This is a genomic window from Fictibacillus sp. BK138 (genome assembly GCF_004216955.1).
Classification (GTDB): Bacteria; Bacillota; Bacilli; order Bacillales; family Fictibacillaceae; genus Fictibacillus.
In genome coordinates, this window is sequence record NZ_SGXL01000001.1 from 919,103 (window position 1) to 945,123 (window position 26,021).

Sequence of the window (26,021 nt, forward strand, 5' to 3'; positions counted from 1 at the left end):
TCTGCTTCTGGTTTTTATTTTCCTTCCAGTTCACCGCGCATTGGATTTGTTTCACCATTCATTTCTCCATTTTCATTTTCTCCGTAGTTCCATTTCTTACCCTGTGGAGATTTCTTCATTTCCTGAATCAGGCGGTCGATGATTCCTTCAATGTCTTCTGTATCGTTATTTAAAGCTTGATACTGTTCAATTTTATTAATCATGCCTTTTTCATCACTCACATATACGTGATAATATCTTGGAACAACAGAGAATCCAGTCATTTTAACCTGGTCGGCTGCAGCAACTCTGTCTTTGTTCGTCGTCTTATATCCGATCAATACTTCTTCATCCGTCACTAGGGTCCCTACATCTTTAATGTCGGGAAGCTGAAGAACCATGTCTGAAATCATATCTGCAAGCTTTTGACGGTTTAAGTAAGGTACAGCATTTCCTTTTTTTACTTTGTCCCCAGACATATGGCGCATATATCCAAAATCCCCGTAATTCTTGTTGTTGCCAATCCGATTTTCATCTTTAACATTCGTTCTTGAAAATTTATATTCCTGGCCCATTTTCTTTTGATCGTCACCGCCGCACCCAGAGAGAACGATGATCAAGCATAAAAACATTCCTAATTTTTTCACAGGTGTTTTCACCTCCTTATTCTTTAGAATGACCTTAAACGCAAATACTTTACAAAGAAATTGTTGGCTGTTAATGGGCGAAGCATGGTAAAATAAGTATCAGGAAATGAGGTGAAGCATTTTTGATTACAGTTGGTAATTATTCCTATGAAGTGATTGAAGATGTACGGGAAGCCTTTAATGAGGAACAATTTAAAGCGCGCTACAGTGAAATTTTACATAAATACGATTATATTGTTGGTGACCTCGGTTACGAACAACTTCGTTTGCGTGGATTTTTTGAAGATAATCACGAAAAGGCTACATTCGATACGAAAATCAGTACATTGCCAGAATACATTTATGAATATTGCAATTTCGGATGTCCGTATTTTGTGTTAAAAAAAGTAAACCCCTGAGAATCAGGGGTTTTTCTATGCTTATGAGCCGCGAGAATCATCGTAAGGCTGTTCGGAATGATACTCTGGGTCATCATGGGTTGGATGTGCCCCAGGATCATGCCTTTCAAGCCCCTCGTGCAAGGATTTATTTTCGTAGTTAAAGGCACTGTAGTAACGCTGCTCTTCTCTCCAAGGAGTTGATTTGCCTAAAGCCCTTTTTATAGGGGAACCATACGGACCTTCAGGCAGGTCTTCAGGAAGCACATAGTTGCGACCGGTCTCTACATTCGAAAAATCAGTATACTGCTCTTTTTCTTTTTCGAACAAAAAAACCATCCTCTCGGGGCCAGTTTAGGATAAGATTCTATCCTTAACTAAAGTTTGTCCCATAGAAGATGATTTTTGCTTGGTACATTTTGATTGTCGCTTTTTAGTTAATTTTTCAAGAACTTCTTTGAAAAGTTGATTGGAGTGAAAGGTGCGAGACTCCTGGGGGAGCAGCGTGACAGGTGAGACACCGTAGTGCAAAGCACGAGGTGGCTCACCGCACGCCCCCCGGAAAGCGAGCAACCTGTAACGGAAATCAACCGCTTCAAGAGCAACAAAGCTTCCCCAAAAAAACTTTAAATAACCTCCGCTAAAAATTCACGCAGCTCCATAGCATCCTCTTCCGTTAAGTTAAAAGCATGCTCCAGATAGCCTTCTTCTTCTAAATCATCTTGTCCAATAATGGCAAAATGACTGCCGAGCATATTCAGCACAAGTGATTTCCCGTAATGACGGCTTGTTTTAGTAATAGCTAGATCAAATCGTGTATTTTTTCCCATAAAGCTTACAAAGCGGGTTTCCGTTTTTTCTGTATCGTCATACAAGAAAAATCTTTCATCTGACATGTATGAATCCTCCTCAAATTTCTTTAGCGATAATTTTCATTCTTAGAATAAATGAATTCTCTTCTTTTATGTTACACTTTACTTGAGAAACTTACAAAAGGTGATGACTATGTATTTTGTTGACCGCAAGAAAATCAACGAGCATTTAGTGTATATGAACGAATTAATCTCAACATTTGAAACAATGCCTTTTCCAGAGAATCGTGTCGAAGTTCTTGCTGTAGAACGAATTGGCCATATGCTTATTGAATCCATGATGGACGTTGGAAATATGATCATCGATGGTTTTATTATGCGTGATCCAGGGAGCTTTGAAGACATCCTGGATATTCTTATTGATGAGAAAGTATTGCCTAATGAAGAAGCGGTATCATTAAAAAATGTTGTGAACCTGCGTAAATCGCTCGTTCAAGATTATCCGCAAGCAGATGTTGAACAAACATACAAAACGATAAAAAGATATATACCGGAACTTTCAGCTTTCCCAACTCATGTTAAGCGTTATTTAGAAGAAGAGTTAGGGCCTGTCTCTGCATTTTTACCGGAATAAAATGAGACAACATAGTTTTTAAACATTTTTATTTAAAAATGTACGTTTTCTTCTGTTTACGGTAAAATGGTAAAAAAGGATGGTGATGACTTTGAAGATTCACACCTCAACACGTGATGAGATCATCTATCTTTTAAAAAGAAATAAACGGATGACCGTTACGGAAATGGCTAAATCTCTTGGTATTACAGAAATGGCTGTTAGACGGCACCTCAATACATTGGAGAGAGATCACGTTATTGAAACAACGCTTGTGCGTCAAGCCATGGGAAGACCAATCCATTTTTATCATTTGACCGCAAGTGGTGATGAACAATTCCCGAGAAACTATTCCGGATTGACTGTTGAGTTTTTAAAAGATATTGAAGATTTGAATGGAACTGAAACGGTCGATGGCTTGTTTAAAAGACGTGAGAACCGGCTTCAGGATAAATATAAGGATCGTATGAACAGCCTGACTCAGTTTGAGCAAAAAGTGAATGAACTAGCTAACATTCAAAACGAAGCAGGTTATATGGTGGATTGGCAAAAAGGTGAAGATCCCGGTACTTATGTGCTGACTGAATATAATTGTCCGATCGCTATGGTAGCCAATGAATATCAGCAAGCCTGTTCATGTGAACTGTCTTTGTTTAAACGAATGCTCCATACAGATGACATTGAACGGAAGACATGCATGGCAAAAGGCGGCGATTATTGCTGTTATGTCATTAAAGAAAAGAGTGCTGCATCTGAAGTATAACCTGCTTCAGGTGTGTTTTTTTTTGGCGATGGGCAGAATGATATATGTACACGAAGGAGAGAAATAAATGAAAGCATATAAAGGATTTTTGATCGATTTAGATGGCACGATGTACAGAGGAACAGAAAGAATCCATGAAGCAGTTGAATTTGTTAAGAAGCTGAACGAGCTTAACCTGCCATATTTATTTGTTACGAATAACTCATCAAAAACCAAGAAACAGGTTGCGGAAGTATTAAAAGGTTTTGACATACCAGCTTCCTCTGATCATGTTTTTACAACGAGCATGGCAACAGCCAGCTACATATCTAATCTAAAAGAAGGTGCGACGGTTTACTGTATCGGTGAGGACGGTATTAGAGAAGCTCTTACGGAAAAGGGCTTAACGCTAGTGGATGAAAACCCAGACTATGTTGTTATTGGGATCGACCGCTCTATTACGTATGAAAAACTGGCTAAAGCATGTCTTGCGGTTAGAAACGGGGCTACATTCATATCAACAAACGGAGATATTGCGCTTCCTACAGAAAGAGGACTTCTGCCTGGTAATGGATCACTGACTTCTGTTATCACGGTTTCAACGCAGACGGAGCCTATTTTTATCGGAAAACCTGAGCCGATCATCATGGAGATGGCACTTGAACAATTGGGAACTAAAAAAGAAGAAACGCTGATGATCGGAGATAACTACCAAACCGATATTTTAGCAGGAATTCGAACAGGTCTTGACACCCTTCTCGTTCATACAGGGGTAACCACAAAAAAACATCTCGAAGATATCGATGTCCATCCAACGTACACTGTTGATGGTTTAGATGAGTGGGATATTAATTAAAAGCTCTTTTCAAAAGGATTATTGATTTAGCTTTTTCTATTTTCATCATTTGCAAGTTGATTGGAGCGCAAGGTGCGTGCCTACCACCTGAGAAGCTTCTCGCATGGCATGCGACGAGGAAGCTCACGTCGGTAGCATTTACTTGTAGACGCAGGAGCAAGAATACTTCACTGAAGCGGTCAGGTGGAGACTCCTAGTGGCGCAAAGCGTCAGGAGGCTCACCGCACGCCCCGTGGAAAGCGAGCAGCCTGGAGTGGAAATCAACTACTTTTAAAAGTAAGTCAAAATAAAAAAGGCTTAAGGGCAAAAGAGTTTCTCTCTTGTTCTTAAGCCTTTTTATTATTCTGTGTTTGCAGCTCTATGTGCGAGACGGCTGGATGCCGCTGCTGCGATTGCACCAACTATATCATCTAAAAACGTGTGAACTTTGCCAGTAGATTTATCATTTAATTTTTCTAAAATACCTGGTTTTTGTTTGTCGATGAACCCGTAGTTCGTAAATCCGATCGAACCATATATATTTACAATAGAAAGTGCAATGATCTCATCAATACCGTAGAGGCTCTCGTCTCTAGCCAATATTTCTTGAAGCGGCTGTTCTAATTTCTTTTCTTCAGCTAACACATCAAGTCCGATGCCAGTTAATATAGCATTTTGAACTTCACGCTTTGCAATCACTCTTTCAACATTTTCTCTGCATACGTCCATTTTTAAATCAGGGTGGTAGGGGACTTGGAGAAAATAAACGAGTTCAGCTATATCGTTTACCGTAACGCCCCGTTCGTTCAGCAGTTTGCGTGCTGTTTCTTCGACATTTTCCACTTTTTTGTTTGGCATCCCTGTACTCCTTTTCTCTGATAGTCTCCTTAGCTTTGTATAGTATATGTTTTCATGATAAAGTTATGAATTTATCAAAAAAAGCTAACCACTTCGCCTATATGGGCATACAATGATGTATCCATATATGCGGATGTTAATGATCTTGCAGCCGCTGGAAAGCTGATAGGTGGGGGGATCGCCTTTGTTTGAAAGAGATATTTTTCATCATTATCAACTGGTTTGTGAAGACAGACGATCGGAATCCGGGTACCGGACATTTACCTGCAAGGGAGACCAGTATATTGTTATTCCTCAGCAGCAGATGACATATGAGAAATTGCAGGAAATGATATTCATCAGTGATTTATTGCAGCAGCGTGGAGAGAGCAGCTTGCCCGCACTTCATCCAACGATTACAAACATGCCTAGTGCATATGTGGATGGAGAATCCGTCATTATCTTCAAAAAGTCTCATAAGAAAGAAGAACAGCGAAATGTTTCGTTAGGAATGGAACTGGCAGAATTTCATAAACGTGGTAAAGGTCTCGAACAATATTACCCGGTTCAGGAGGTTGCTTATGGGCAATGGCCCCTTTTATGGATGAACCGTGTTGATGAAATGCATAACACATATGCCGAAGTGTCAGCGCGAAAACAAAAAAATGATTTTGATCATCTATTCTTAACGACTTTTCCATATTATGAGGGACTCGCAGAGAATGCTGTTCAGTACATCACAGACTATCAATTAGAGAGAGGGCCTAAGGGAATCGGGTCTGCGGCAATCTGTTATGACCGTTTTAGCGAACGATCCTGGCTCAGATCTTCAAGTGGTTTCATTAAACTTCCTGTCGGCTGGGTGATTGATAGCCCGATGAGAGATGTGGCAGAATGCATCCGTGAAAAGATTTATCAGCCAGAGTTTAGAAGTGATGAAGTGTTAAATTTAATTGATGATTATGAGAAGGTAAAACCTCTGTCAAAAGGTGCATGGAGATTGTTGTATGGAAGACTCTTATTCCCTTCACAATATTTTGATACAGTTGAAGGTCATTATAAAAATGAGAGGGATATAGGAAAAGAACTATATGTACGCCGCTTTACTGACTTAATCTCGTATGAAAGACAAAATGAGTATTTTCTTAAAAGTTTTTTCAGATCGATCGGTCTGCCTGTACGTGAATTGAATATTCCGATGGTTGATTGGCTCGTTCCAATGATCTGACGAAAAAGGGCTCTCCCCAAGAGCTCTTTTTTTGTTTTTTTAAGACTCACATGCGAAAATAATAGCAAGGAGTGAAAGCGGATGCAAAAACCATATGTTTATGTGACAAGAAAGTTGCCGGAAGAAACACTTAAGGCGTTAAGAGAAATAGCAGAAGTCGGTATGTGGCCGCATGAGGAGAAAGCCGTTCCTCGTGAAGTTCTTTTAAAAGAAGCACAAAAAGCTAAAGGATTATTAACGATGCTGTCAGACAAAGTAGATGGTGAACTTTTGGATAATGCCCCGTCATTAAAAGTTATAGCCAACCTTGCAGTAGGCTATGACAACATTGATATAAATAAAGCGAAAGAAAATAACATTACCGTGTGCAATACACCAGAAGTTCTGACCGATTCAACGGCTGATCTAGCCTTTTCATTAATCTTAGCAACAGCCAGACGTATTGTTGAATCAGCCAACTATGTGAAAGAGGGAAAATGGAACAGCTGGGGTCCCTTGTTGCTGGCAGGAGCTGATGTTCATCACAAGACGATCGGAATCGTAGGCATGGGGCGAATTGGTGAAGCTGTAGCTAGACGTGCAAAGGGCTTCGATATGAACATCTTATATCACAACCGTAACCGTAAACCCGAAGCTGAAAGAAACCTGAACGCTCAATATAAGGACTTCTACGATCTTTTGAAGGAGTCTGATTTTGTTGTTTGTCTCGCTCCTCTAACACCTGAAACGAAAGGTATGTTTAACAGGGAAGCATTTCAGGCGATGAAAAAAAACGCTATTTTTATTAATGCTGGACGTGGAGCGTCAGTGGATGAAGAAGCACTTGTGGATGCTCTTCACAACAACATCATCGCTGGAGCTGGATTGGATGTTTTTGTACAAGAACCGATCGCCTCGGATCATCCGCTCTTAAACATGAATCAAGTCGTGGCTTTGCCTCACATTGGAAGTGCAAGTGTGGAAACGAGAATGAAGATGGCAGAGCTGGCTTGTCGCAACATCGCATCTATATTAGATGGGAAAGCGGCTGAAACCCCTGTCAACTAAGGAGGAAAACAAATGACAATCCGTCCTCTTGAAGGGAAAACAGCAGTAGTAACTGGAGCTAGCCGGCTGAACGGCATCGGTGCAGCAACCTGCATACAGCTTGCAGAAAAAGGGGCAAACATCTTCTTTACTACATGGGGCACATATGACAAGCAGATGCATGAAGGAAATTATCAAAGTGATCCAGATATTCTGGTTGAGAAGCTTCAAAATTTTGGCGTTCAAGCTGCATATAAAGAGATTGATCTAGCTGATCCTAATCAGATTCCTGATCTCTTTAATCTAATCGAACAGAAACTTGGCTCGCCCAGCATTCTAGTTAATAATGCATGTTTTTCACAAAACCATACGTGGGAAGAAACGACAAGCGAGATGCTGGACAAGCATTATGCCATTAATCTTCGGGCTACTGCTCTTTTAAGCGTGGAATTCGCAAAGCGTTTCCAAGGATCAAAGGGAAGCATTATTCATCTGACTTCTGGCCAGTCAAAGGGTCCGATGACAGGAGAACTGGCATACGCCGCTACAAAAGGGGCGATCGAAGCATTAACGGTTACGATGGCTGCGGAACTAGGACCTAAAGGAATTACGGTCAACGCTGTTAATCCCGGTCCTACCGATACTGGATGGATGACAGAGGATCTGCAAAAAGTATTATTGCCGAAGTTTCCTTTAGGAAGAATAGGCAGACCAGAAGATGCAGCAAGGCTGATCGCATTCTTAGCTTCACCAGAAGGCGAATGGATTACAGGACAGATCATTCATTCTGAAGGCGGATTTTTGAGACAATAAAAAATTTAAATAAAGCTGCATGTATCAGGTTTAAGATAACCTGATACATGCAGTTATTTTATTGTCGGAAGTTTAGCTGGCGTGTCTCACCTATCCAGTTTTCTTAATTGGGGCAGCAACAAGAGTGTACTGTCGAAAAATCTACATTTTCCGTAAAAGTGAAATTATTGGAGATAGAGGTGGAATTATTGAAGATAAAGGTGAAATTATTAAGGCTTTAGGTGAAATTATCATTGATTACGGTGAAATTATTAGGATTTTCTATCAATGAAAGGTTTGGAAGCAGTTTTACCTAACAAACTGCTTCTTTTTTTGATGAAAAGGATATATCCATCCCTATAAAAGCCAAAAGGTACGAAATTACCCTGTTTTTATAGAAATAAAAAAGTAAATTTTAGAATAAATTAAAAATTAATAAATATACCCTTGAATTAATTTTTATACAGTCCTATAATGAACCTTAACTTATTAAAGGAGTGATGTGGTTTGAGAGCTGGAATTATTGGAGTAACCGGATATGGTGGATTAGAATTGTTCCGGCTGTTAACCGCACATCCAGAAATCAAGGAAATATTCATATATTCATCCTCAAAACAAGGTCAATTACTTTCGGATGAAGCACCTCACCTGATTGAGATTAACCAGGATAAACTTCGCTCATTTGAGCAGGTAGAATCAGACGAACTCGATGTTCTTTTTTCCTCAGCTCCAAGCGGAGTATCAACAGAACTTCTCCCTTCCCATCTTGATGGAAAGATGAAAGTAATCGATTTAGCAGGAGATTTTCGTTTGAAAGAGGCAGATACATATCGAAAATGGTATGGGAAGGAGCCTCCGAACACTTCTTTTGTAAATAAAGCGGTATACGGTTTATCGGAATGGAACGACAAAGAAATAAAAGAAGCCGCTTTGATCGCTAACCCTGGGTGCTATCCTACAGCAACGCTGCTCGGAATATTGCCATTAGTGAAAACAAAAGTGATAAACCCGAAAACACTGATCGTTGATGCAAAAAGCGGTCTATCAGGTGCCGGGGCAACACCTCAAAAAGCATCTCATTTTACAAAAGCAAATGATAGTCTGAGTGTTTATAAGATGAACAAACATCAGCATATACCAGAGATTGAACAAACGTTAAAAACTCTTACTGATACTGAAGTTAACATTACCTTTACGACTCACCTTGTACCGATGACCAGAGGGATCATGGCAACTATGTATGCAGAGTTAGCGGACGACATCCAATCGCATTCTGTTAGTGAGATTCTCAATGAATCCTATCATTCAAAACCGTTCGTTCGTGTTTTTAAGGAAAATACAGATCTCTTTACAAAGCAGGTGTACGGTTCAAACTATTGTGATGTAACATTTGGAATCGATGAACGGACAAATCGAATCACTGTTGTATCTGTAATAGACAATCTAATCAAAGGTGCTGCAGGGCAAGCCGTGCAAAATATGAATATCATGTTCGGGTTGAATGAATCAGAGGGACTTCAACAATCACCATTGTTCCCTTAAATAGAGGAGGCAGGATAGATGCAGGCAACAAAACCATCCATACACAAGGTTACAGGAATAAACATTGCAACACCAAAAGGCTTTTACGCAAGCGGACTGCACTGTGGAGTAAAACATAAGAAGCTTGATCTAGGGCTGATTTACAGCATAAAACCTGCCAACGCAGCGGGTGTTTACACGACTAACCAAGTTCAAGCGGCTCCTCTAAAAGTGACACAGGAGAGCATTAAAAAAGAAGGAAAACTTCAAGCGATTATCGTCAATTCCGGAAACGCCAATGCATGTACAGGTAAAAAGGGACAGGAAGATGCAAAACAAATGCAGATCCAAACGGCGAATAAACTCGGCATTCCTCCACACCTTGTTGGAGTAGCATCTACCGGCGTAATTGGGGAACATCTGCCGATGGATAAAATTACAGCGGGCATTCAAAATCTTGAACTGGATGCCGAACTGAAAGGATCTATTGATTTTTCTCAAGCCATCTTAACAACAGATACTGTATCCAAAAATACAGCATACTCTCTCAAAATCAATGATAAAACGATTACGATCGCAGGAACTGCAAAAGGGTCCGGAATGATTCATCCGAACATGGCGACGATGCTTGGATTTGTTACAACAGACGCAAACATTCATCAGGATGATCTTCACGAAGCACTGTCTTACGCTGTAGAGCGGACATTTAACTGCATTACAGTAGATGGTGATACCTCAACAAATGATATGGTCCTTATGCTTGCGAACGGTATGGCTGAGAATGAGGAACTGAACAAAAATCACCCTGAATGGGATTTGTTCCTGGATGCACTTGTCCTTGTTTGTGAAGATTTAGGCAAACTTATCGCTAAAGATGGTGAGGGTGCAAGCAAACTTATTGAAGTAAACGTAAGAGGGGCTAAGACAGAAAAGGATGCTAGAATCATAGCCAAAACTGTGGTAGGTTCACCTCTTGTAAAAACGGCTGTCTTTGGATGTGACGCGAACTGGGGAAGAATCCTTGCTGCTGCAGGATATAGCGGCGTGGCTTTTAACCCGGACCAAATGAAAATACTGATCGGCGATCATGAAGTAGTGGCAGATGGAGAGCCTGTTGTTTTCTCAGAAGAAGAGATTCGTAACTATTTAAAAGGCCAGGAGATTCATATCACAGTCATCTTATCAGAAGGCTACGGGAACGGAAGAGCCTGGGGATGCGACCTAACCTATGATTATGTGCAAATTAATGCCAGCTATCGAACGTAAAAGGATGTGAGAAATTTGTTGTCTGTATTAAAAATCGGCGGAAGCACGTTAGAAAACTTACAGCCTGCCTTTTTTAAAAGTCTGCGCAGCAAGATTCAGAATGGTGAAAAAGTGGTCATTGTTCATGGCGGGGGACCTGAAATAAATAAAAAGCTGCAAGAAAAAGGGTTGCCTATTCAAATGAAAGACGGAATAAGAATTACATCACATGAAGCTCTTTCTTGCGTAAAAACAGCATTAATGGATACAGCAAATAAAAGACTAGTTGAGAGATTACATCAAGAAGGAATTCAAGCTGGCGGTTTATGCGGTTCAGAGAACACACTCATTCGATGTGAGTTTTTAAATCAAGAAAAATATGGCCGTGTGGGCAAAGTTAAAAAAGTGAACATCGACCTTTTAGAAAAGTTGCTGGAGTCAGGGAAGGTACCTGTCATTGCTTCTCTAGGTGTCACCGAAAACGGGGAAGAAGTGAACATCAATGCAGACACCGCAGCTGGTGAAACAGCAGCAGCACTATCAGCCGTATCCGTCTGTTTTGTTACCGATATTTCAGGGATTCAAATAAAAGGGCAGAAGGTGGATCAGTTAACTATTACTCAATTAAAGCAAGGAATAGATGAGGGTCACATTTACGGCGGAATGATACCGAAAGTAGAAGCAGCTATGAATTGCCTCAACCTGAACATCGATGAAGTGTTAATAGCGGACCAAACTTTGTCAGGTACACGCTGCTATAAGGAGGTACTGGCAATATGAGTTCATTATTCCCAACATATAAAAGAAAAGAGTTTCAGCTGCAAAAGGGAAGCGGGACATATGTATACGATGAAACCAACAAGCGCTATCTGGATTTCACGAGCGGAATTGCTGTAACGAGCCTTGGTCATTGTCACCCGGTAGTCGTCACAGCTATTCAGGATCAAAGTGAGAAAATATGGCATACATCAAATCTATTTAAAATCGAACAGCAGGAAGTTCTTGCTGAAACACTTGTAAAAAACACCCCATTAGATTTAGCCTTTTTTTGCAACAGCGGTGCTGAAGCCAATGAGGCTGCAATTAAACTCGCAAAAAAGTATACAGGAAAAAATAAAATCATAACGTTTAAGGATTCTTTTCATGGGCGTACATTCGGTGCTATGTCTGCTACAGGGCAGCAAAAGATCAAAGACGGATACGGTCCGCTCATTTCAGAGTTTATCCATCTGCCATGGAACGAAACCGAGGAACTGAAAAAAATCATAGATGAAGATACTGCCGCGATCATGATGGAAGTTTTTCAAGGTGAAGGCGGAGTACGCACGGCTGATCTGTCATTTTATAATGAAATTCAGAAGATATGCGATGAACATCATATACTGCTGATTATTGATGAAGTGCAGACGGGGATCGGAAGAACAGGGAAAAGATATGCATTCGAACATTTTGGTTTAAATCCAGATATCGTTACACTTGCCAAAGGATTGGGAAATGGATTCCCGATTGGAGCAATGCTTGGAAAAGAGAAATTGAAAACTGCTTTTGGACCAGGAAGCCACGGAACAACATTTGGCGGCAACCCCTTAGCTTGTGCAGTGAGCCAATCGGTTCTAACTATCATTTTCCAAGATGACTTTTTACAAGAAGTTGAACGTAAAGGAAATCAATTTAAGGAAACGCTAAAAGACTCTCTGCAATCACACCCACTCGTGAAAGAAATCAGAGGCAAAGGTTTATTAATAGGGATAGAATGTGAGAGACCTGTGGGCAGTTTGATAGAGTGGCTTGAAGAGCATGGGTTACTGACTGTTCCTGCAGGAGAGAACGTGATTCGCTTGCTCCCTCCATTAACCGTTTCAGATGAAGAATTAGAATCAGCTGCAGCAATTATTGATCAATTATTTAAACAGTTTCATACTGTATCAAACGTAAAGGACGCATAATCCTTATTTTTTATACGAATAAATGAATAAAAATACGAATAGATATAGGTTTTATACAAGGAGAGGAATTTACTATGAAAGGCTCTATTACATTAGCAAATGGGACTTCATTTGCAGGAGACTGGCTCGGCGATCATCAATATTGTTCAGGTGAAGTTGTATTTTATACAGGGATGACTGGATATGAACAAGTGCTGACAGATCCATCTTACCAGGGACAAATCGTTGTATTTTCGTACCCTTTTATCGGTAACTATGGTTTCATGCCGGAAAGTATGGAATCTGCTCAAATTCAAGTTTCGGGTGTCATTATGGCAGACTGCTATCCGTTTCAGCTCGAAGGCGAACAACACTCATTGACAGCGTATCTTAATCATCATCAAATTCCTGCTTTAACAAATGTCGATACAAGAGCTCTTATTCAACAGATTCGTAAAAAGGGTTCAGTCCCTGCTGTAATGCATGCAAGTACAATACCTTCCGATTCCTTTCAATTACAAGAGTGCTGGCCTAAAACGGCACTTCAGAAATTCGGTACGGGGAAAACACACATTGTTCTTATTGATTTTGGCTATAAAAAATCGATCGCTGATTCACTTATAGATCAAGGCTGTACCGTCACAGTGGTTCCATTCGATTATGAAACTGCTGAAATAGAAAAATTGAATCCAGACGGTTTCGTGTTCTCAAATGGTGCAGGAGACCCTATGAGATTTTCAAAGTATTTTTCTCGTTATAAAAATATTGCGGTTCGCTATCCCGTATTGGGAATTTGCCTTGGTCATCAAATACTTGCACTCGCATTTGGCGGGGAAACAATGAAACTGAAATTTGGTCATCGAGGAGCGAATCATCCTGTTATGAACGTGAAAACAGGAAAAGTATCGATGAGTTCACAAAATCATAGTTATGTTGTGAAAAAAGAGAGTTTACATTCGACGGGTTTTAACATTTGGTTTGAGAACGTGAACGATAAAAGTGTAGAAGGGCTGTGGCACAGCCAATACGATATTTCAAGTGTTCAATTCCATCCAGAAGCAGCACCTGGTCCTCAAGAACACGCACAAATTTTTCAAGATTTCATCCAGACTGTAAAGCATAAAGAGAAGGTGAGAAGCTATGCCTAAAGTATCCGGCATCAAGAAAGTTTTAGTAATTGGTTCAGGTCCCATCGTCATCGGGCAGGCAGCTGAATTTGATTATTCAGGAACTCAAGCATGCAAGGCATTAAAAGAAGAAGGAATTCAAGTTGTGTTAATTAACAACAATCCTGCAACAATCATGACGGATAAGACTTTTGCAGACGAGATTTACTTTGAACCATTAACAATCGAATACGCGGAACAGATTATTCAAAAAGAAAAGCCTGATGGCCTGCTTGCGACAGTAGGAGGTCAAACAGGCTTAAACCTTGCGATGGACCTCTTTGAAAATGGCATTCTACAAAAATACGGAGTTAAGCTTTTAGGTACAGATATCCAATCTATAAAAAAAGCAGAGGATCGAGAAGCGTTTCGTGCCCTTATGCACAAGCTTGGAGAACCTGTACCTGAAAGTGAGATCGTATTTTCCATTGAAGAAGCAATTGGATTTGCAGATGCAACAGGCTATCCCGTTATTGTACGTCCAGCTTACACACTTGGGGGATTTGGAGGCGGGATTGCAAGTTCCAAACAAGAGCTCACAAACCTTGTCAAACAGGGTCTGTCTGCAAGTCCTATCAAACAGTGTTTGATTGAAAAAAGCATTGCTGGATACAAAGAGATCGAGTATGAAGTCATGCGTGATGAGAATGGCACATGCATCACGGTGTGTAATATGGAAAACGTGGATCCTGTTGGAGTCCATACTGGTGATTCTGTAGTTGTTGCACCAAGTCAGACACTGACAGATGACGAGTATCAGTCACTAAGAAAAGCTTCTCTAACGATTATTAATGCACTTGAAATCGTAGGAGGCTGCAATATCCAGTTTGCTCTTCATCCGCATACTTCTGAATACTATTTAATCGAAGTTAATCCGCGTGTGAGCCGTTCATCTGCACTTGCTTCAAAAGCTACTGGTTATCCTATAGCAAAAATCGCAGCAAAGCTTGCACTGGGCTACAACCTTCACGAACTGAAGAATCCGGTTACAGGTACGACATTTGCAAGTTTCGAGCCAGCTTTGGATTATGTAGCCGTGAAAATGCCCCGCTGGCCATTTGATAAATTTACTGAAGCCGACCGAAAGCTTGGCACACAGATGAAAGCAACAGGAGAAATAATGGCTTTGGAACGAAATATGGCTTCAGCTTTCCAAAAGGCGATTCGTTCACTCGAGCTTAAAACAGAAGGCATGTTTTTAAAAGAACTTGACGTTTTAAATGAAGAATCATTATTTAAACTAGTGGCTGATGCAGACGACCGACGTTTCTTTGTCGTTCTTGAACTGCTGAAGAGAGGCATTTCTGCTGAAAAAATTCATGAGGTGACCAAGATTACGCCTTATTTCTTATCCATATTCAGCCAGATGGTTCAGATGAATGGGACGCTGCAAAAATTAGACCTACAAATGATAGATGAATCTCAGCTTAAGATGGCTAAAAAGTTTGGTTTTTCAGATCATGCTCTTTCTAAAATGTGGTCTGTCTCCGAAAAAGAGGTGAGAACCAAACGGGAAGAATGGCAGATCACGCCTTCATACAAAATGGTTGATACGTGCGCTGCTGAATTTGAAGCGAAGACAACTTACTTTTATTCCAGCTGGAGCGGAGTAAGTGATAAGAAACCTGAACAAAAGAAAAAAGTCGCTGTTATTGGTTCAGGTCCTATACGAATAGGGCAAGGTGTGGAATTTGATTATTGCTGTGTGCACAGTGCGTTAGCTCTAAACAGATTAGGTTATGAAGCGATATTAATCAACAACAATCCAGAAACGGTAAGTACGGATTATGAGGTATCCGATTCACTATACTTTGAACCGTTAACGTTTGAGGATATTTATAATGTTTTACAGTTTGAAAGTATTACAGATGTAATTCTGCAGTTTGGCGGACAGACTTCAATCAACTTAGCTGAAGAATTAGAGAGTGCGGGCGTCCATGTTCTAGGAACTCCAGCGGATACGGTCGATCAGATGGAAGACCGAGATCGTTTTTATCAATTTTTAGATAAAATCGGTATTCCGAAATTAGATGGATTCACGGCTCATGATAAAGAAGAAACGAAAACCTTTGCGAAAAAGTTAGGATTTCCCTTACTTGTCCGGCCCTCATATGTAATAGGAGGAAGAGGGATGAAAGTGTTTTACTCTGAAAAAGAGCTTAATGGTTTTTTGCTGAAGGAGGATGTAGTCTATCCTATCTTGATCGATACGTTCCTAGAAGGAAAAGAAGCAGAAGTAGATGTGCTTACAGATGGAACAGACATTTTTATACCGGGAATTTTTGAACATATTGAAGGAACCGGCGTACATTCTGGCGACAGTTTAACCGTAACACCGCCGCAATTTCTTACAGATCGTGTTCAAAAAAGTATTATCAGCTATTCGGAGAAAATTGCAAAAAACATGAATTATAAAGGATTGTTCAATATACAATTTGCAGTAAATGGTGAAGAAGTCTATGTGATCGAAGTAAATCCAAGGGCTTCAAGAACAGCTCCGATCATGAGTAAGATTACCGATGTGAACTTAGTACAAAAAGCAACAGAACTTATTCTTGGAACACCATTAAACCAATTAAAGCTTGAAGCCGAACATAACGGCCAGCCGTTTATTACTGTAAAAGCACCTGTATTTTCAACGATTAAACTGCCAGGAGTTTCACCAGTGCTTTCGCCCGTCATGACCTCAACGGGTGAAGTCATCGGCACAGACGGCGATTTTAAGTCAGCACTCCTAAAAGCTTTAAAAGGATCCAGCCTCCAGTTAAGTAATATTTGGGACTTTAAAGGAAGCATTTTTATAGAAAGTGATCCTCGACAAGCTGATCTGGAAGCCTGGTCTGAACTTGGTTTTGAGATTGTTACGGAAGACGATATGTCTTTCAATGACTGGATAAAGACGGACAACAAAACGGCATATATAAATTTTGCCGAAGAAACAAATTCTGCAAAAAGTGCAGTGTTAGAGAGACTTCACGTTTTTACTAGAAAAGAGACCGCACAAGCATACCTGCAGGCAGCTGTTTTATTAAAAAACTCAAGAAAGGGAGTGCTGATCTGATGTCACTCGTTCACCCTCTACGCACCACAAGAACTAAAAAAGATTTCCTGACTCTGCTTGATTATTCGGGTAATGAAATCATCGATTTGCTGAATCTGGCAAAAGACTTAAAAAAGCAAGGAGAATCTGCACCGCCCTTATTAAAAGGGAAAATCCTTGGTATGATATTTGAAAAATCATCTACACGCACACGAGTTTCGTTCGAAGCCGCTATGCTTAAACTTGGTGGTCATGCTATCCATTTAAGTACTCGCGATATACAAATGGGAAGAGGAGAAACCGTTTCAGATACAGCAAAAGTATTATCTGGCTATCTAGACGGAATCATGATCCGTACATTCCACCAATCGACTGTCGAAGAGCTGGCACGTAACAGTACAATTCCAGTCATCAATGGATTGACAGATGATTTCCACCCTTGCCAAGCACTTGCTGATCTATTAACCATTTTGGAATATAAGGGATCATTTAAAGGGAAAAAAGTCACTTATATTGGTGATGGTAATAATGTTGCTCATTCGCTTCTGATTGCTTCAGTAAAAGTCGGAATGGATTGTACGATTATTACACCAAAAAATTATGAGCCTAAAGCAGAAATCGTCTCTTATGCAAAAGAAATTGCTAAGCAAACAGGTGCTATCGTGGAAGTTACAAATGATCCGATAAGCGGTGTTAAGAACAGTGATGTTATCTATACAGATGTATGGGCGAGTATGGGGCAGGAGAGCGAAGCGGAAGAGCGAATGGCTCATTTTGAACCGTATCAAGTAAATCAGGAGCTTGTGTCACATGCAAAAAAAGATTACATTTTCATGCACTGTCTGCCTGCTCACCGCGGAGAGGAAGTGACAGCTGAAATCATCGATGGTCATCATTCTGTTGTCTTCCCAGAAGCAGAGAACCGTCTTCACGCACAAAAAGCATTGCTTGTGCATTTGATGTCTTAAGTGTTGTTTTAATGGGTGGTCACTGCAAAAAACCATAAACAAAATGTTTGGTGAGGTGATCTCCGCTTCAGGGTACATGCGAGCATCCTGAAACGGAAATCAACTACTTTTAAGGCAACATATCTTGCGTGAAAACAGCCAAAAAAAAAAGCCGCTCTTGAGGGAGCGGCTTCTTCATTAAAATACTTGTTCTAATTCAACTACACCAGGTACTTCTTCTAGAAGTGCACGTTCGATACCGGCTTTTAGTGTAATTGTAGAACTCGGGCAGCTTCCGCAAGCACCCATAAGGCGTACTTTTACTACACCTTCTTCAATATCCACTAATTCCACGTCTCCTCCATCACGAAGAAGGAACGGACGCAATTTATCAAGAACTTCTTCAACTTGTTCACGCATCTCTAAGTTTTGAGTTTCAGCCATAACTATCAAGGCTCCTTTCTTAAAAAGAACTTACCTTTAGTATACGGGATATGGAATAAAAAATCCATGAGCAAGCATCATGATATTTGCTCCTTTTTCTTTCTCGCAAAATAAGGTATGATGAAAGCAAATAAGCGCATACATTGAGGTGATTCTTCATGAAAAATTCACTTATTATTAAAGTATATGGTGCCGAGCAGAAATGTGCGAGCTGTGTTCATCTTCCATCAGCTAAAGAAACTGCAGAGTGGCTGGAAGCTGCGATCTCCAGAAAATTTCCGAACACTGTATTTCAAGTACAGTATATAGATATGGAAAAAACCGAAAATGAAGCAGATCAAGCATTTTCAGTAAGAATTATAGAAGAAGACCTGTTCTATCCCGTTGTTGTGATTGATGGAGAGGTCGTTGCAGAAGGGAATCCGAATCTAAAGACAATCTATAGCATTATTGAACAAAATGGTTATGGCGCTGTAAGTTAAGCGCCTATTTTTTTTGAATTGGGTCTGTACACATACTTTGTCTCTTTTTTTAGAATATGATGTTATGGAAAAAAAGGAGGCAAATGCCATTGTTGAACCCTTCAAAAGGTAAACTGCTTAAAGATGAGTCCTCACATGCGGGGCATTATCACCATCATTATCATGATCTCTGTCTAAAATACATGGGACAGAACGTTACGATCGAATTGAATGATGGAAATGTGTATCATGGCAAGCTTCACAGTTATGATCAGGATAATATGTATATGATCATGCCTGGTGAAAGTGAACAGCGTGACAGTCGTATCATTTTTGTTGGTCCATTCTTTCCGGGTTTCGGAATCTTTGGATTTCCATTTTTTAGAATTCGCCGTTTCCGTCCTTACTTTTGGTAATTTAAACAAAGTGTTTACAAAAGTATCAAAACCTTAGTGATGTTGATTAAAGCCAAAAGCAGAATTCAACGTTCCCAAAAATAAAAAGCCCTTGCGATGCAAGGGCTTTTTTTATACTTGATATTTATATAGCCATAAGATACCTGACTTTAATAAGCGTGGTACGCGGCCGATTAAAGCGGCGCTCCCCATCGTACCGAATCCGCTCTTCTTGCCAAGGGATCCCATAACACCTTTTAATTTGATCTCGTTCATTTCAGGAAGAGGCTGATTGTTCCAGCGTGCTAGAAGAACTTGAGAGATCTGTTCTGCTTGCTCTTCCGCTAGCTGTGCGCTCGGTGCATAAGGAAGACTCGCGCAATCGCCAACTACATAAACATGTTCTTCAGAAGGCAAGTGGTGATGTTCAGTTAGCACGACACGTCCCTGACTATCCTTTTCAACATCTAGTCCACGAACGATATGGCTTGGCTGAATGCCTGCTGTCCAAACGATAGCATCACATTCCACTTTCTCGTCATGGTTATAAAGTGCGCCTTCTTCGACCTTCGTTACATTAGAGTTATTGATTACTTCAACACCATGTTCTACAAACCAGTTTTGAACATAGTTGCTTAATCTTTTTTTGTATCCTGAAAGAATGATATCTCCGCGATCAAACAGCTTAATTGATAGATCTGGCCGGCTTTCGCGAAGCTCCGATGCTAATTCCACACCAGAGAGTCCTGCACCAACAACACCAACAACGGCATTAGCATGTAAGTTGTTAAGTACTTGGTAGGTATGGCGTGACTTATCAATCGTTTGAATACTTAATGTGAATTGATCGGCTCCTGGCACATTGTGATACTTGTCTTCACATCCGAGTCCGATAACTAAATCATCATAGGATACATCGTCCTGATCTTTTAAAAGTACTTTTTTTTCATTAATATCAATTCCTGTTACTTCCCCATATTTAATATTGAGGCGAGGGTGGTCAGGAAACGTTACCCGAACATGGTGATCTGAAATGGTTCCGGCAGCCAATGCGTAGTATTCAGTTTTTAAACAATGATATGGCACGCGATCAATAAGTGTAAGCTGAATATTTTCAGGGAGGTCTGAGGAATTAAGAAGCCTCTTCAACACACGCATATTTCCATATCCTCCGCCAAGTAAAACGAGGTGCTTCATTTGTCATTTCCCCTTTTCTTTCAAGACAATTCTTATCTATTTTTATAGTAATGTATATTAACCAATAACCTTAAAATACTTTAAGTAAACGATTTCACGTTTTTGACATGTTTAAGTATAGCACTTTGCAATAAATTCACAACTATTTTTGCGGAAAAATCAATGTGTTTACATTGACTAGCCCTCAATAAACCGTTAGGATGGATTCATTAAGAGGTGAAATGAAAGATGAGACCGATTATCGAGTTTTGTGTCAGTAACTTGGCAAGTGGTGCTCAAAAAGCACTTGAAGAATTAGAAAAAGATTATGATTTAGATGTGATTGAATATGGATGTCTTGGTTATTGCGGGCAATGTGCAAAATCACTTTTTGCTCTCGTTAATGGGGATATTGTCCATGGAGATTCACCAGAAGAACTCGTAAAGAATATTTACAATCATATAGATGAAAACTTTATGTTTTAGAAAACAGCTCCTCATAAAAATTGAGAAGCTGTTTTTTTTATTGGATAGTGCATTTTTTATTGGGAAAAATATCTAACGTGTAAATAATAAAAAAGGGATTGCATTTTTGTCGAAATTTGTTACATTATTAAGGGGTCAGTCATTCGATGTCTGACAACTAGTACATGAAAAGAAAGCGTTTTCTTCTAACTTACAAAAGGGGTGTGCAATATGCAAATTTTATGGGGAATAGGTGGTATGCTGGTAATCCTAGTTATCGCATTCTTACTTTCTCAAAATAAGAAAGCGATTAACTGGCGTACAGTTCTGGGTGCTCTAGCGATCCAAGTATCTTTTGCTTTAATCGTACTTAAGTGGGAAGCTGGTAAGAAAGCATTACAGGCAGTATCCCAAAAAGTATCAAATGTTGTTGCTTATGCAAACGAAGGTGTAGACTTCTTATTCGGAAGCATGATTCCTGAAGAAGGTAAAGGATTTATCTTTGCATTTCAAGTTCTTACAGTAATTATTTTCTTCTCATCTTTAATCTCAGTTCTTTATTACTTAGGAATTATGCAATGGGTTGTTCGAATTTTAGGTGGAGCTTTATCAAAACTATTAGGTACAAGTAAAGCGGAATCCATGAGTGCTACAGCTAACATTTTCTTAGGACAAACTGAAGCACCTCTTGTAATCCGTCCATATATGAATCGTCTAACTCAATCTGAACTTTTCGCTGTAATGGTTGGAGGACTTGCATCAGTAGCAGGTTCTGTACTAATCGGTTATTACCTTTTAGGTGTACCTCTTGAGTACTTGATCGCAGCTAGCTTTATGTGTGCTCCGGCAGGATTGTTAGTTGCAAAAATCGTTGTTCCTGAATCAGAAGAGCCTGAAACAATGGGTGAAATTAAGCTTGAGCGTGATAAAGATACAGTAAACGTTATTGATGCAGCTGCTAAAGGTGCTGGTGACGGTCTTCAAATCGCATTAAATGTTGGAGCGATGCTATTAGCATTCATCGCATTGATCGCTCTTGTAAACGGTATCCTTGGCGGTATCGGCGGATGGTTCGGTTATGATATTACACTTCAGCAAATCTTAGGCTACCTATTCGCACCAATCGCATTCGTAATCGGTGTACCATGGGAAGAAGCCGTTAAAGCCGGTACTTTTATCGGTCAAAAGATTGTATTGAATGAATTTGTTGCTTATTCTTCATTCGCACCACAAATTCCTGAGCTTATGCCTAAAACTGTAGCTGTTGTCAGCTTTGCACTTTGTGGATTCGCAAACCTTTCATCTATTGCGATCTTGCTAGGTGGTCTTGGAGCAATGGCACCAAGCCGTCGTCCAGACATCGCAAGACTTGGGATGCGTGCGGTTATCGCTGCAACACTTGCTAACCTACTAAGCGGTGCAATCGCTGGTATGTTCATTCTATAAAATATAGTCATAAGGATGCTCAAGCACTTGCTTGAGCGTCTTTTTTTGTTTATTGGAGTGGAAGACAGGCGCAGAAAAGCAGATATCCCGAGGGAATCCAGAAATTTTGCACTTGAATCCAAAAGTTTCAGGTCTGAATCCAAAAATTCTTCCTGTTTATCCACGAATTTTAGCTGTTAATCCACGAGTCGACTCTCCTAGACAAATTTCGACTTTAGTTCCTCAAAAAAAAAACCGCTGCGCAACTAACGAACGCAACGGTTTTATCTATTATATTAAGCCTGCTGAGCGATTTGCTTCATCACCCAAGGCTTCATTCTGTTGTATAAAGCTAAAAACAATAAAGTAATAATGGTACCTTTCACTAAGTTGAATGGTGTGATCCCTTTAAGGATTAGGTCCATCATCACCTGGCTGGACATCGGTTCAGCTCCAAGGAACCATGTGTATGCAGGCAGGATGATCACATAATTAAGGAGTCCCATCGTTAATGTCATTAAAGCTGTTCCTAGGATCAGACCGCCTGAAAGACGTTTAACTGTGTGTTTTTTGCGGAATAAGTACGATACTGGCAGAATAAATAGTACACCTGCTATAAAATTAGCCAGCTGTCCGACCGGAACACCTGTAAAACTTCCTACGATACCATAGTGAAGCGTATTTTTAATTCCTTCAACCATGACCCCAGCAATTGGCCCAAAGATGATGGCCGCCAGCAGAGCTGGAACTTCACTAAAGTCGATCTTTAAGAATGGCGGCAGCCCCGGAAATGGGAAGTCTAGCATCATCAGCACATATGCGATCGTACTGAGCATAGATACAGCTACCATTTGTTTGATTTTTCCCTTTTGCATTGAAATCTCTCCTCTTTTGTCTTGCGCCATCTAATGATTTCAAATGCAGCACAGCCTGTATCACACAAAAAAACCTTAGCCAAAATAGTGGTCTAAGGGAGTTGTTGTATGAAGAACAGCATGTGAAAGAAGCATTTACGTAGTATAAAATGCGTACTTAAACAAAGGGTTCTATTTTTACAAAAAGAACCGCTGTACCAACATCTTCTCCCATCCAGACTATACTGTCGGCTCTGGAGTTGCACCAGATCAGCAAAGAGTTTACATCGATGTGATGTCCAGCCTCAATCAACCAGACACTCGAGGTCACTTTCCTCTAGCCCTTCGACACAAAAAGCGTGTCTTTGGTCAAGAGTTAAGTGCTTGTCGTGTCTAAACGGTTGTTTCGGCTTTTCTAAGCTCACGGGCTGATGAAGAGGGAATCTTCAATTACCGCCGGTCGGGAATTTCACCCTGCCCCGAAGATGGATCGCTATTGTATTTTGTTACATGACCTATTATACTTTAAAAAATGTTAGTTGTGAATGATAATGCAATTATCACACCTTCCAAATAGAGGATGAATCACATGAAAATAACCTTTGAATATACATGGCCATATGAACGAATGATGAATGACATCTATATCGCAGAGTGTCCTTTTTGTAAAAGTGACAATGTACTTACAAGCTTTAAAGAAGAGCAGTTGGAGCTTGCAAAAGAAGGCGTAAAGCAGCGGTTGATCATGCCGTGCTGTCATGGAAAGCTTAGAATACTTAATGCTGATGATGATTATTTTTATACAGATGAAAAATTAAGAGGTCCACAATAAGGAGCATTAACTAAAACATGAAGAAACTAAATTTCACAAAAATGCATGGACTCGGAAATAATTATATCTATGTGAACATGTTTGAAGAAACAATCGCTGAAGCTGACCTTGCAAATCTTGCTGTTGCCGTATCTAATCCCTATACGGGAATCGGGTCTGACGGAATGATATTAATTTGTCCGAGTGAAAAAGCACCGGTTAAAATGAGGATATTTAATAACGATGGTTCAGAAGCAAAAAATTGCGGAAACGGTCTGAGATGTGTAGCAAAATATGCTTATGAACATGGAATTGTTGAGGAAGAGGAGTTCCAAATTGAAACACTTGGGGGACTTGTAACTGCAAAACTTGTAATTGAGGAAAACGATCAAGTTAGTCAGGTAACTGTTAATATGGGAAATCCTATTCTCATTCCCGATCGAGTTCCTGTAAAAGGATTCTCAAATAAAGACTCCGTTATTAATGAGCCCGTTTCTTTTAAAGGCAGCGAACTTAAAATGACCGCAGTCTCAATGGGTAACCCGCATGCGATTTTCTTTGTAGATACCATTGAAGAAGCGCCATTACACTCTTTAGGCCCAATAATTGAAAAAGATCCGATGTTTCCTGATTGGGTTAATGCAGAATTTGTAGAGGTGATATCTGAACAGGAAATGCACTTTCGTGTCTGGGAAAGAGGTTCCGGCATTACACAAGCTTGTGGAACAGGAGCCTGTGCAGCTGCAGTTGCAGCTATTTTAAACAAAAAAGCTGAAAAAAACACCGATATTACCGTTCATTTAGCAGGTGGAGATCTTATAATTAACTGGCAGGATGACGGGGATGTGTTAATGACCGGTCCAGCTGAAGTGATCTGCACAGGGGAATATCATATTAAATAGACAATCTGAGCGAACGTCTAATTAAACGAAGAACATGTAACGGAAGATCATATGAAAAAGCCCGACTATTAATTAAAATGTAGTCGGGCTTTCTTTATGATTAATACTTTTTGATAATGTTATAGAAAGTATCACGTTCAACAGGCACTTTATTTGCTGTCTTGATTAAGTGAACAAGTTCTTTGCGTGTAATTCCAGCTGACGTCAGGGCACCTACAGCATGTGAGATGCGCTCTTCGATCAGTGTTCCATGGATATCATCTGATCCAAAGGTAAGAGCCATTTGTGTAAGCTGTACGCCGATATTGATCCAATACGCCTTGATATGGTCAAAGTTATCCAGCATAAGACGGCTGATTGCCATCGTTCTCATATCATCAAAAGCAGATGTTCTTCTCGTTAAGCCCATGGATTGGGAACGGGGCTGCATCGCAAGCGGAATGAATACCATGAAACCGTTCGTTACATCTTGGAGCTGGCGAAGACGATCCATATGAATCAGACGCTCTTCTTTTGTTTCGATGGAACCGTACAACATGGTAGCATGTGTTTTCAATCCTAAACCATGTGCAATTTCGTGAGCTTCAAGCCATTGATCAGTTGATGCTTTGTCAGGACTCATTTTTAAACGATAACGCTCAGTAAGGATTTCTGCTCCTCCGCCTGGCATCGTATCAAGACCTGCCTTGATTAACTCCTGTAAGGCTTCTTTCATTGAGATACCAGCAATTCTAGAGAAGAATTCAATTTCAGCCCCAGTATATGCTTTTACGGTTACTTGAGGATAGTGCTTTTTCAATGTACTTACTGTATTTAAATAGTAATCAAATGGAACTTCGTGATTGTGTCCGCCAACGATGTGGAACTCACGAATGTTATCATTCCAGCGCTTTTGAACATACTCTAAAAGCTGTTCATCGTTCATTGTATAGGCGCCTTCTTCTCCAGGCTTACGTTTGAATCCGCAGAAACTGCAAGATGCTTCACAAACATTTGTTGGATTGATATAAAGGTTTTCGATGAAATAGACATGATCACCGTTTTTTTGACGGTTCACTTCATTTGCGAGTGACGCTACAGATAGTAAATCGTCCGTTTCATAAAGATACAAACCATCTTCAATTGTAAGACGTTCACCATTTTTAACTTTTTCTGCAATTGCTTCCATTCGAGTATCGAACGTTAAAATATTTGCCATGTTTTTTATCCCCCTAATTTTCTAACGAAATGTTCGGATGATGTTTAAATTTTTTGGAACATAGGAAGAGACTATGCTCTCCTTTTACAAAGACGATGCGAATACTATGTAAAATAAGGAATTAAAAAGATAATTCAACAAAACAAGCCTATTCAGGC

The 26,021-nt window shown here is 40.1% G+C and carries 28 protein-coding genes and 1 riboswitch; of the genes, 20 read left to right on the plus strand and 8 right to left on the minus strand.

The genetic code is table 11. The features are described 5' to 3' along the window. Window positions 1-14: 14 nt before the first annotated feature. Complete coding sequence (locus tag EV282_RS04450; protein WP_130294118.1) at window positions 15-626, minus strand: YhcN/YlaJ family sporulation lipoprotein; 612 nt, start codon at window positions 624-626, stop codon at window positions 15-17. 122 nt (window positions 627-748) lie between these two features. Between EV282_RS04450 and EV282_RS04455 the strand changes: the two genes are divergently transcribed. Beyond that, window positions 749-1,024: a YutD family protein gene (locus EV282_RS04455; protein ID WP_077359566.1), complete on the plus strand. Its 276-nt coding sequence runs from the start codon at window positions 749-751 to the stop codon at window positions 1,022-1,024. A gap of 21 nt (window positions 1,025-1,045) precedes the next feature. Here EV282_RS04455 and EV282_RS04460 read toward each other — a convergent pair whose 3' ends face one another. Both EV282_RS04460 and EV282_RS04465 read right to left on the minus strand, forming a co-directional pair. Then, a complete protein-coding gene (locus tag EV282_RS04460; protein WP_130294120.1) occupies window positions 1,046-1,333 on the minus strand; it encodes a hypothetical protein in 288 nt (95 codons plus the stop codon). Window positions 1,334-1,629: 296 nt separating this feature from the next. After that, window positions 1,630-1,899, minus strand: a complete 270-nt coding sequence (locus tag EV282_RS04465) for a DUF3055 domain-containing protein (RefSeq protein ID WP_077359565.1) — start codon at window positions 1,897-1,899, stop codon at window positions 1,630-1,632. 109 nt (window positions 1,900-2,008) lie between these two features. On the opposite strand from EV282_RS04465, the gene EV282_RS04470 reads away from it, so the two are divergent. From EV282_RS04470 to EV282_RS04480, 3 genes are all read left to right on the plus strand, one after another. Next, a complete protein-coding gene (locus EV282_RS04470; RefSeq protein ID WP_130294122.1) occupies window positions 2,009-2,449 on the plus strand; it encodes a DUF86 domain-containing protein in 441 nt (146 codons plus the stop codon). Window positions 2,450-2,534: 85 nt separating this feature from the next. After that, on the plus strand, window positions 2,535-3,191 hold the full coding sequence (locus EV282_RS04475; protein WP_130294123.1) for a helix-turn-helix transcriptional regulator: 657 nt from the start codon (window positions 2,535-2,537) through the stop codon (window positions 3,189-3,191). A 67-nt stretch (window positions 3,192-3,258) separates the two neighbouring features. Next, window positions 3,259-4,026, plus strand: coding sequence for a TIGR01457 family HAD-type hydrolase (locus tag EV282_RS04480; RefSeq protein ID WP_130294125.1), 768 nt, complete (start codon window positions 3,259-3,261; stop codon window positions 4,024-4,026). 339 nt (window positions 4,027-4,365) lie between these two features. Here the strand turns inward: EV282_RS04480 and EV282_RS04485 are convergent, their stop codons facing one another. Continuing rightward, window positions 4,366-4,863 carry a phosphatidylglycerophosphatase A family protein gene (locus EV282_RS04485; RefSeq protein WP_207224282.1) on the minus strand — a complete coding sequence of 166 codons (498 nt, stop codon included), beginning with the start codon at window positions 4,861-4,863 and terminating at the stop codon, window positions 4,366-4,368. A gap of 184 nt (window positions 4,864-5,047) precedes the next feature. On the opposite strand from EV282_RS04485, the gene yutH reads away from it, so the two are divergent. The 10 genes from yutH (at window position 5,048) to argF (ending at window position 17,753) form a co-directional block, all read left to right on the plus strand. Then, complete coding sequence (gene yutH, locus EV282_RS04490; protein WP_165389352.1) at window positions 5,048-6,070, plus strand: spore coat putative kinase YutH; 1,023 nt, start codon at window positions 5,048-5,050, stop codon at window positions 6,068-6,070. A gap of 81 nt (window positions 6,071-6,151) precedes the next feature. Further along, entirely contained in the window at window positions 6,152-7,117 is a 966-nt protein-coding gene (locus tag EV282_RS04495; RefSeq protein ID WP_130294128.1) for a 2-hydroxyacid dehydrogenase, read from the plus strand. A gap of 12 nt (window positions 7,118-7,129) precedes the next feature. Then, a complete protein-coding gene (locus EV282_RS04500) occupies window positions 7,130-7,909 on the plus strand; it encodes an SDR family oxidoreductase (protein ID WP_130294130.1) in 780 nt (259 codons plus the stop codon). Between the two features lie 486 nt (window positions 7,910-8,395). Beyond that, window positions 8,396-9,430, plus strand: a complete 1,035-nt coding sequence (argC, locus tag EV282_RS04505; RefSeq protein ID WP_130294132.1) for an N-acetyl-gamma-glutamyl-phosphate reductase — start codon at window positions 8,396-8,398, stop codon at window positions 9,428-9,430. 18 nt (window positions 9,431-9,448) lie between these two features. Next, window positions 9,449-10,675 carry a bifunctional ornithine acetyltransferase/N-acetylglutamate synthase gene (argJ, locus tag EV282_RS04510; RefSeq protein WP_130294134.1) on the plus strand — a complete coding sequence of 409 codons (1,227 nt, stop codon included), beginning with the start codon at window positions 9,449-9,451 and terminating at the stop codon, window positions 10,673-10,675. Between the two features lie 18 nt (window positions 10,676-10,693). Then, window positions 10,694-11,434 (plus strand): acetylglutamate kinase, encoded by a 741-nt coding sequence (argB, locus tag EV282_RS04515; RefSeq protein ID WP_165389353.1) that lies wholly within the window; start codon window positions 10,694-10,696, stop codon window positions 11,432-11,434. Further along, window positions 11,431-12,600: an acetylornithine transaminase gene (locus EV282_RS04520; RefSeq protein WP_130294138.1), complete on the plus strand. Its 1,170-nt coding sequence runs from the start codon at window positions 11,431-11,433 to the stop codon at window positions 12,598-12,600. Before argB ends, EV282_RS04520 begins: the two co-directional genes overlap by 4 nt. A gap of 74 nt (window positions 12,601-12,674) precedes the next feature. Further along, window positions 12,675-13,727: a carbamoyl phosphate synthase small subunit gene (locus EV282_RS04525; protein WP_130294140.1), complete on the plus strand. Its 1,053-nt coding sequence runs from the start codon at window positions 12,675-12,677 to the stop codon at window positions 13,725-13,727. Next, window positions 13,720-16,806: a carbamoyl phosphate synthase large subunit gene (locus EV282_RS04530; protein ID WP_130294142.1), complete on the plus strand. Its 3,087-nt coding sequence runs from the start codon at window positions 13,720-13,722 to the stop codon at window positions 16,804-16,806. The genes EV282_RS04525 and EV282_RS04530 overlap by 8 nt, the downstream gene beginning before the upstream one ends. Continuing rightward, window positions 16,806-17,753 carry an ornithine carbamoyltransferase gene (argF, locus tag EV282_RS04535; protein WP_130294144.1) on the plus strand — a complete coding sequence of 316 codons (948 nt, stop codon included), beginning with the start codon at window positions 16,806-16,808 and terminating at the stop codon, window positions 17,751-17,753. The genes EV282_RS04530 and argF overlap by 1 nt, the downstream gene beginning before the upstream one ends. A 177-nt stretch (window positions 17,754-17,930) precedes the next feature. Here argF and EV282_RS04540 read toward each other — a convergent pair whose 3' ends face one another. After that, window positions 17,931-18,176, minus strand: a complete 246-nt coding sequence (locus EV282_RS04540) for a NifU family protein (RefSeq protein ID WP_066238880.1) — start codon at window positions 18,174-18,176, stop codon at window positions 17,931-17,933. A gap of 158 nt (window positions 18,177-18,334) precedes the next feature. Between EV282_RS04540 and EV282_RS04545 the strand changes: the two genes are divergently transcribed. Beyond that, a complete protein-coding gene (locus EV282_RS04545; protein ID WP_130294146.1) occupies window positions 18,335-18,658 on the plus strand; it encodes a YuzD family protein in 324 nt (107 codons plus the stop codon). A gap of 89 nt (window positions 18,659-18,747) precedes the next feature. Further along, window positions 18,748-19,053 carry an LSM domain-containing protein gene (locus EV282_RS04550; protein ID WP_165389354.1) on the plus strand — a complete coding sequence of 102 codons (306 nt, stop codon included), beginning with the start codon at window positions 18,748-18,750 and terminating at the stop codon, window positions 19,051-19,053. Between the two features lie 111 nt (window positions 19,054-19,164). Here EV282_RS04550 and EV282_RS04555 read toward each other — a convergent pair whose 3' ends face one another. Next, window positions 19,165-20,229 carry an NAD(P)/FAD-dependent oxidoreductase gene (locus EV282_RS04555; protein WP_077359548.1) on the minus strand — a complete coding sequence of 355 codons (1,065 nt, stop codon included), beginning with the start codon at window positions 20,227-20,229 and terminating at the stop codon, window positions 19,165-19,167. Window positions 20,230-20,457: 228 nt separating this feature from the next. On the opposite strand from EV282_RS04555, the gene EV282_RS04560 reads away from it, so the two are divergent. Both EV282_RS04560 and EV282_RS04565 read left to right on the plus strand, forming a co-directional pair. Then, on the plus strand, window positions 20,458-20,694 hold the full coding sequence (locus tag EV282_RS04560) for a YuzB family protein (protein WP_130294150.1): 237 nt from the start codon (window positions 20,458-20,460) through the stop codon (window positions 20,692-20,694). A gap of 210 nt (window positions 20,695-20,904) precedes the next feature. Then, window positions 20,905-22,119, plus strand: coding sequence for a NupC/NupG family nucleoside CNT transporter (locus EV282_RS04565; protein ID WP_130294152.1), 1,215 nt, complete (start codon window positions 20,905-20,907; stop codon window positions 22,117-22,119). A 275-nt stretch (window positions 22,120-22,394) separates the two neighbouring features. Here the strand turns inward: EV282_RS04565 and EV282_RS04570 are convergent, their stop codons facing one another. Then, complete coding sequence (locus tag EV282_RS04570) at window positions 22,395-22,973, minus strand: ECF transporter S component (protein ID WP_242611832.1); 579 nt, start codon at window positions 22,971-22,973, stop codon at window positions 22,395-22,397. 198 nt (window positions 22,974-23,171) lie between these two features. Then, window positions 23,172-23,443, minus strand: a riboswitch (FMN riboswitch). A 98-nt stretch (window positions 23,444-23,541) separates the two neighbouring features. Here EV282_RS04570 and EV282_RS04575 point away from each other — a divergent pair. Together EV282_RS04575 and dapF are read left to right on the plus strand one after the other, a co-directional pair. After that, window positions 23,542-23,784, plus strand: coding sequence for a hypothetical protein (locus EV282_RS04575; protein ID WP_130294154.1), 243 nt, complete (start codon window positions 23,542-23,544; stop codon window positions 23,782-23,784). Window positions 23,785-23,801: 17 nt separating this feature from the next. After that, window positions 23,802-24,665: a diaminopimelate epimerase gene (gene dapF / locus EV282_RS04580; RefSeq protein WP_130294156.1), complete on the plus strand. Its 864-nt coding sequence runs from the start codon at window positions 23,802-23,804 to the stop codon at window positions 24,663-24,665. 100 nt (window positions 24,666-24,765) lie between these two features. On the opposite strand, the gene mqnE is transcribed toward dapF, so the two are convergent. Continuing rightward, on the minus strand, window positions 24,766-25,863 hold the full coding sequence (mqnE, locus tag EV282_RS04585; RefSeq protein WP_130294158.1) for an aminofutalosine synthase MqnE: 1,098 nt from the start codon (window positions 25,861-25,863) through the stop codon (window positions 24,766-24,768). Window positions 25,864-26,021: the final 158 nt, after the last annotated feature.

What these genes read in the sequence shown, in the direction of transcription:
- EV282_RS04465 (WP_077359565.1), bottom strand. Translation starts at nt 1,899, where the DNA reads ATGTCAGATGAAAGATTTTTCTTGTATGACGATACAGAAAAAACGGAA.
- EV282_RS04470 (WP_130294122.1), top strand. Translation starts at nt 2,009, where the DNA reads ATGTATTTTGTTGACCGCAAGAAAATCAACGAGCATTTAGTGTATATG.
- EV282_RS04475 (WP_130294123.1), top strand. Translation starts at nt 2,535, where the DNA reads ATGACTTTGAAGATTCACACCTCAACACGTGATGAGATCATCTATCTT.
- EV282_RS04480 (WP_130294125.1), top strand. Translation starts at nt 3,259, where the DNA reads ATGAAAGCATATAAAGGATTTTTGATCGATTTAGATGGCACGATGTAC.
- EV282_RS04485 (WP_207224282.1), bottom strand. Translation starts at nt 4,863, where the DNA reads ATGCCAAACAAAAAAGTGGAAAATGTCGAAGAAACAGCACGCAAACTG.
- EV282_RS04495 (WP_130294128.1), top strand. Translation starts at nt 6,152, where the DNA reads ATGCAAAAACCATATGTTTATGTGACAAGAAAGTTGCCGGAAGAAACA.
- EV282_RS04500 (WP_130294130.1), top strand. Translation starts at nt 7,130, where the DNA reads ATGACAATCCGTCCTCTTGAAGGGAAAACAGCAGTAGTAACTGGAGCT.
- argJ (WP_130294134.1), top strand. Translation starts at nt 9,449, where the DNA reads ATGCAGGCAACAAAACCATCCATACACAAGGTTACAGGAATAAACATT.
- EV282_RS04520 (WP_130294138.1), top strand. Translation starts at nt 11,431, where the DNA reads ATGAGTTCATTATTCCCAACATATAAAAGAAAAGAGTTTCAGCTGCAA.
- EV282_RS04525 (WP_130294140.1), top strand. Translation starts at nt 12,675, where the DNA reads ATGAAAGGCTCTATTACATTAGCAAATGGGACTTCATTTGCAGGAGAC.
- EV282_RS04530 (WP_130294142.1), top strand. Translation starts at nt 13,720, where the DNA reads ATGCCTAAAGTATCCGGCATCAAGAAAGTTTTAGTAATTGGTTCAGGT.
- argF (WP_130294144.1), top strand. Translation starts at nt 16,806, where the DNA reads ATGTCACTCGTTCACCCTCTACGCACCACAAGAACTAAAAAAGATTTC.
- EV282_RS04540 (WP_066238880.1), bottom strand. Translation starts at nt 18,176, where the DNA reads ATGGCTGAAACTCAAAACTTAGAGATGCGTGAACAAGTTGAAGAAGTT.
- EV282_RS04545 (WP_130294146.1), top strand. Translation starts at nt 18,335, where the DNA reads ATGAAAAATTCACTTATTATTAAAGTATATGGTGCCGAGCAGAAATGT.
- EV282_RS04555 (WP_077359548.1), bottom strand. Translation starts at nt 20,229, where the DNA reads ATGAAGCACCTCGTTTTACTTGGCGGAGGATATGGAAATATGCGTGTG.
- EV282_RS04560 (WP_130294150.1), top strand. Translation starts at nt 20,458, where the DNA reads ATGAGACCGATTATCGAGTTTTGTGTCAGTAACTTGGCAAGTGGTGCT.
- EV282_RS04565 (WP_130294152.1), top strand. Translation starts at nt 20,905, where the DNA reads ATGCAAATTTTATGGGGAATAGGTGGTATGCTGGTAATCCTAGTTATC.
- EV282_RS04570 (WP_242611832.1), bottom strand. Translation starts at nt 22,973, where the DNA reads ATGCAAAAGGGAAAAATCAAACAAATGGTAGCTGTATCTATGCTCAGT.
- EV282_RS04575 (WP_130294154.1), top strand. Translation starts at nt 23,542, where the DNA reads ATGAAAATAACCTTTGAATATACATGGCCATATGAACGAATGATGAAT.
- dapF (WP_130294156.1), top strand. Translation starts at nt 23,802, where the DNA reads ATGAAGAAACTAAATTTCACAAAAATGCATGGACTCGGAAATAATTAT.
- mqnE (WP_130294158.1), bottom strand. Translation starts at nt 25,863, where the DNA reads ATGGCAAATATTTTAACGTTCGATACTCGAATGGAAGCAATTGCAGAA.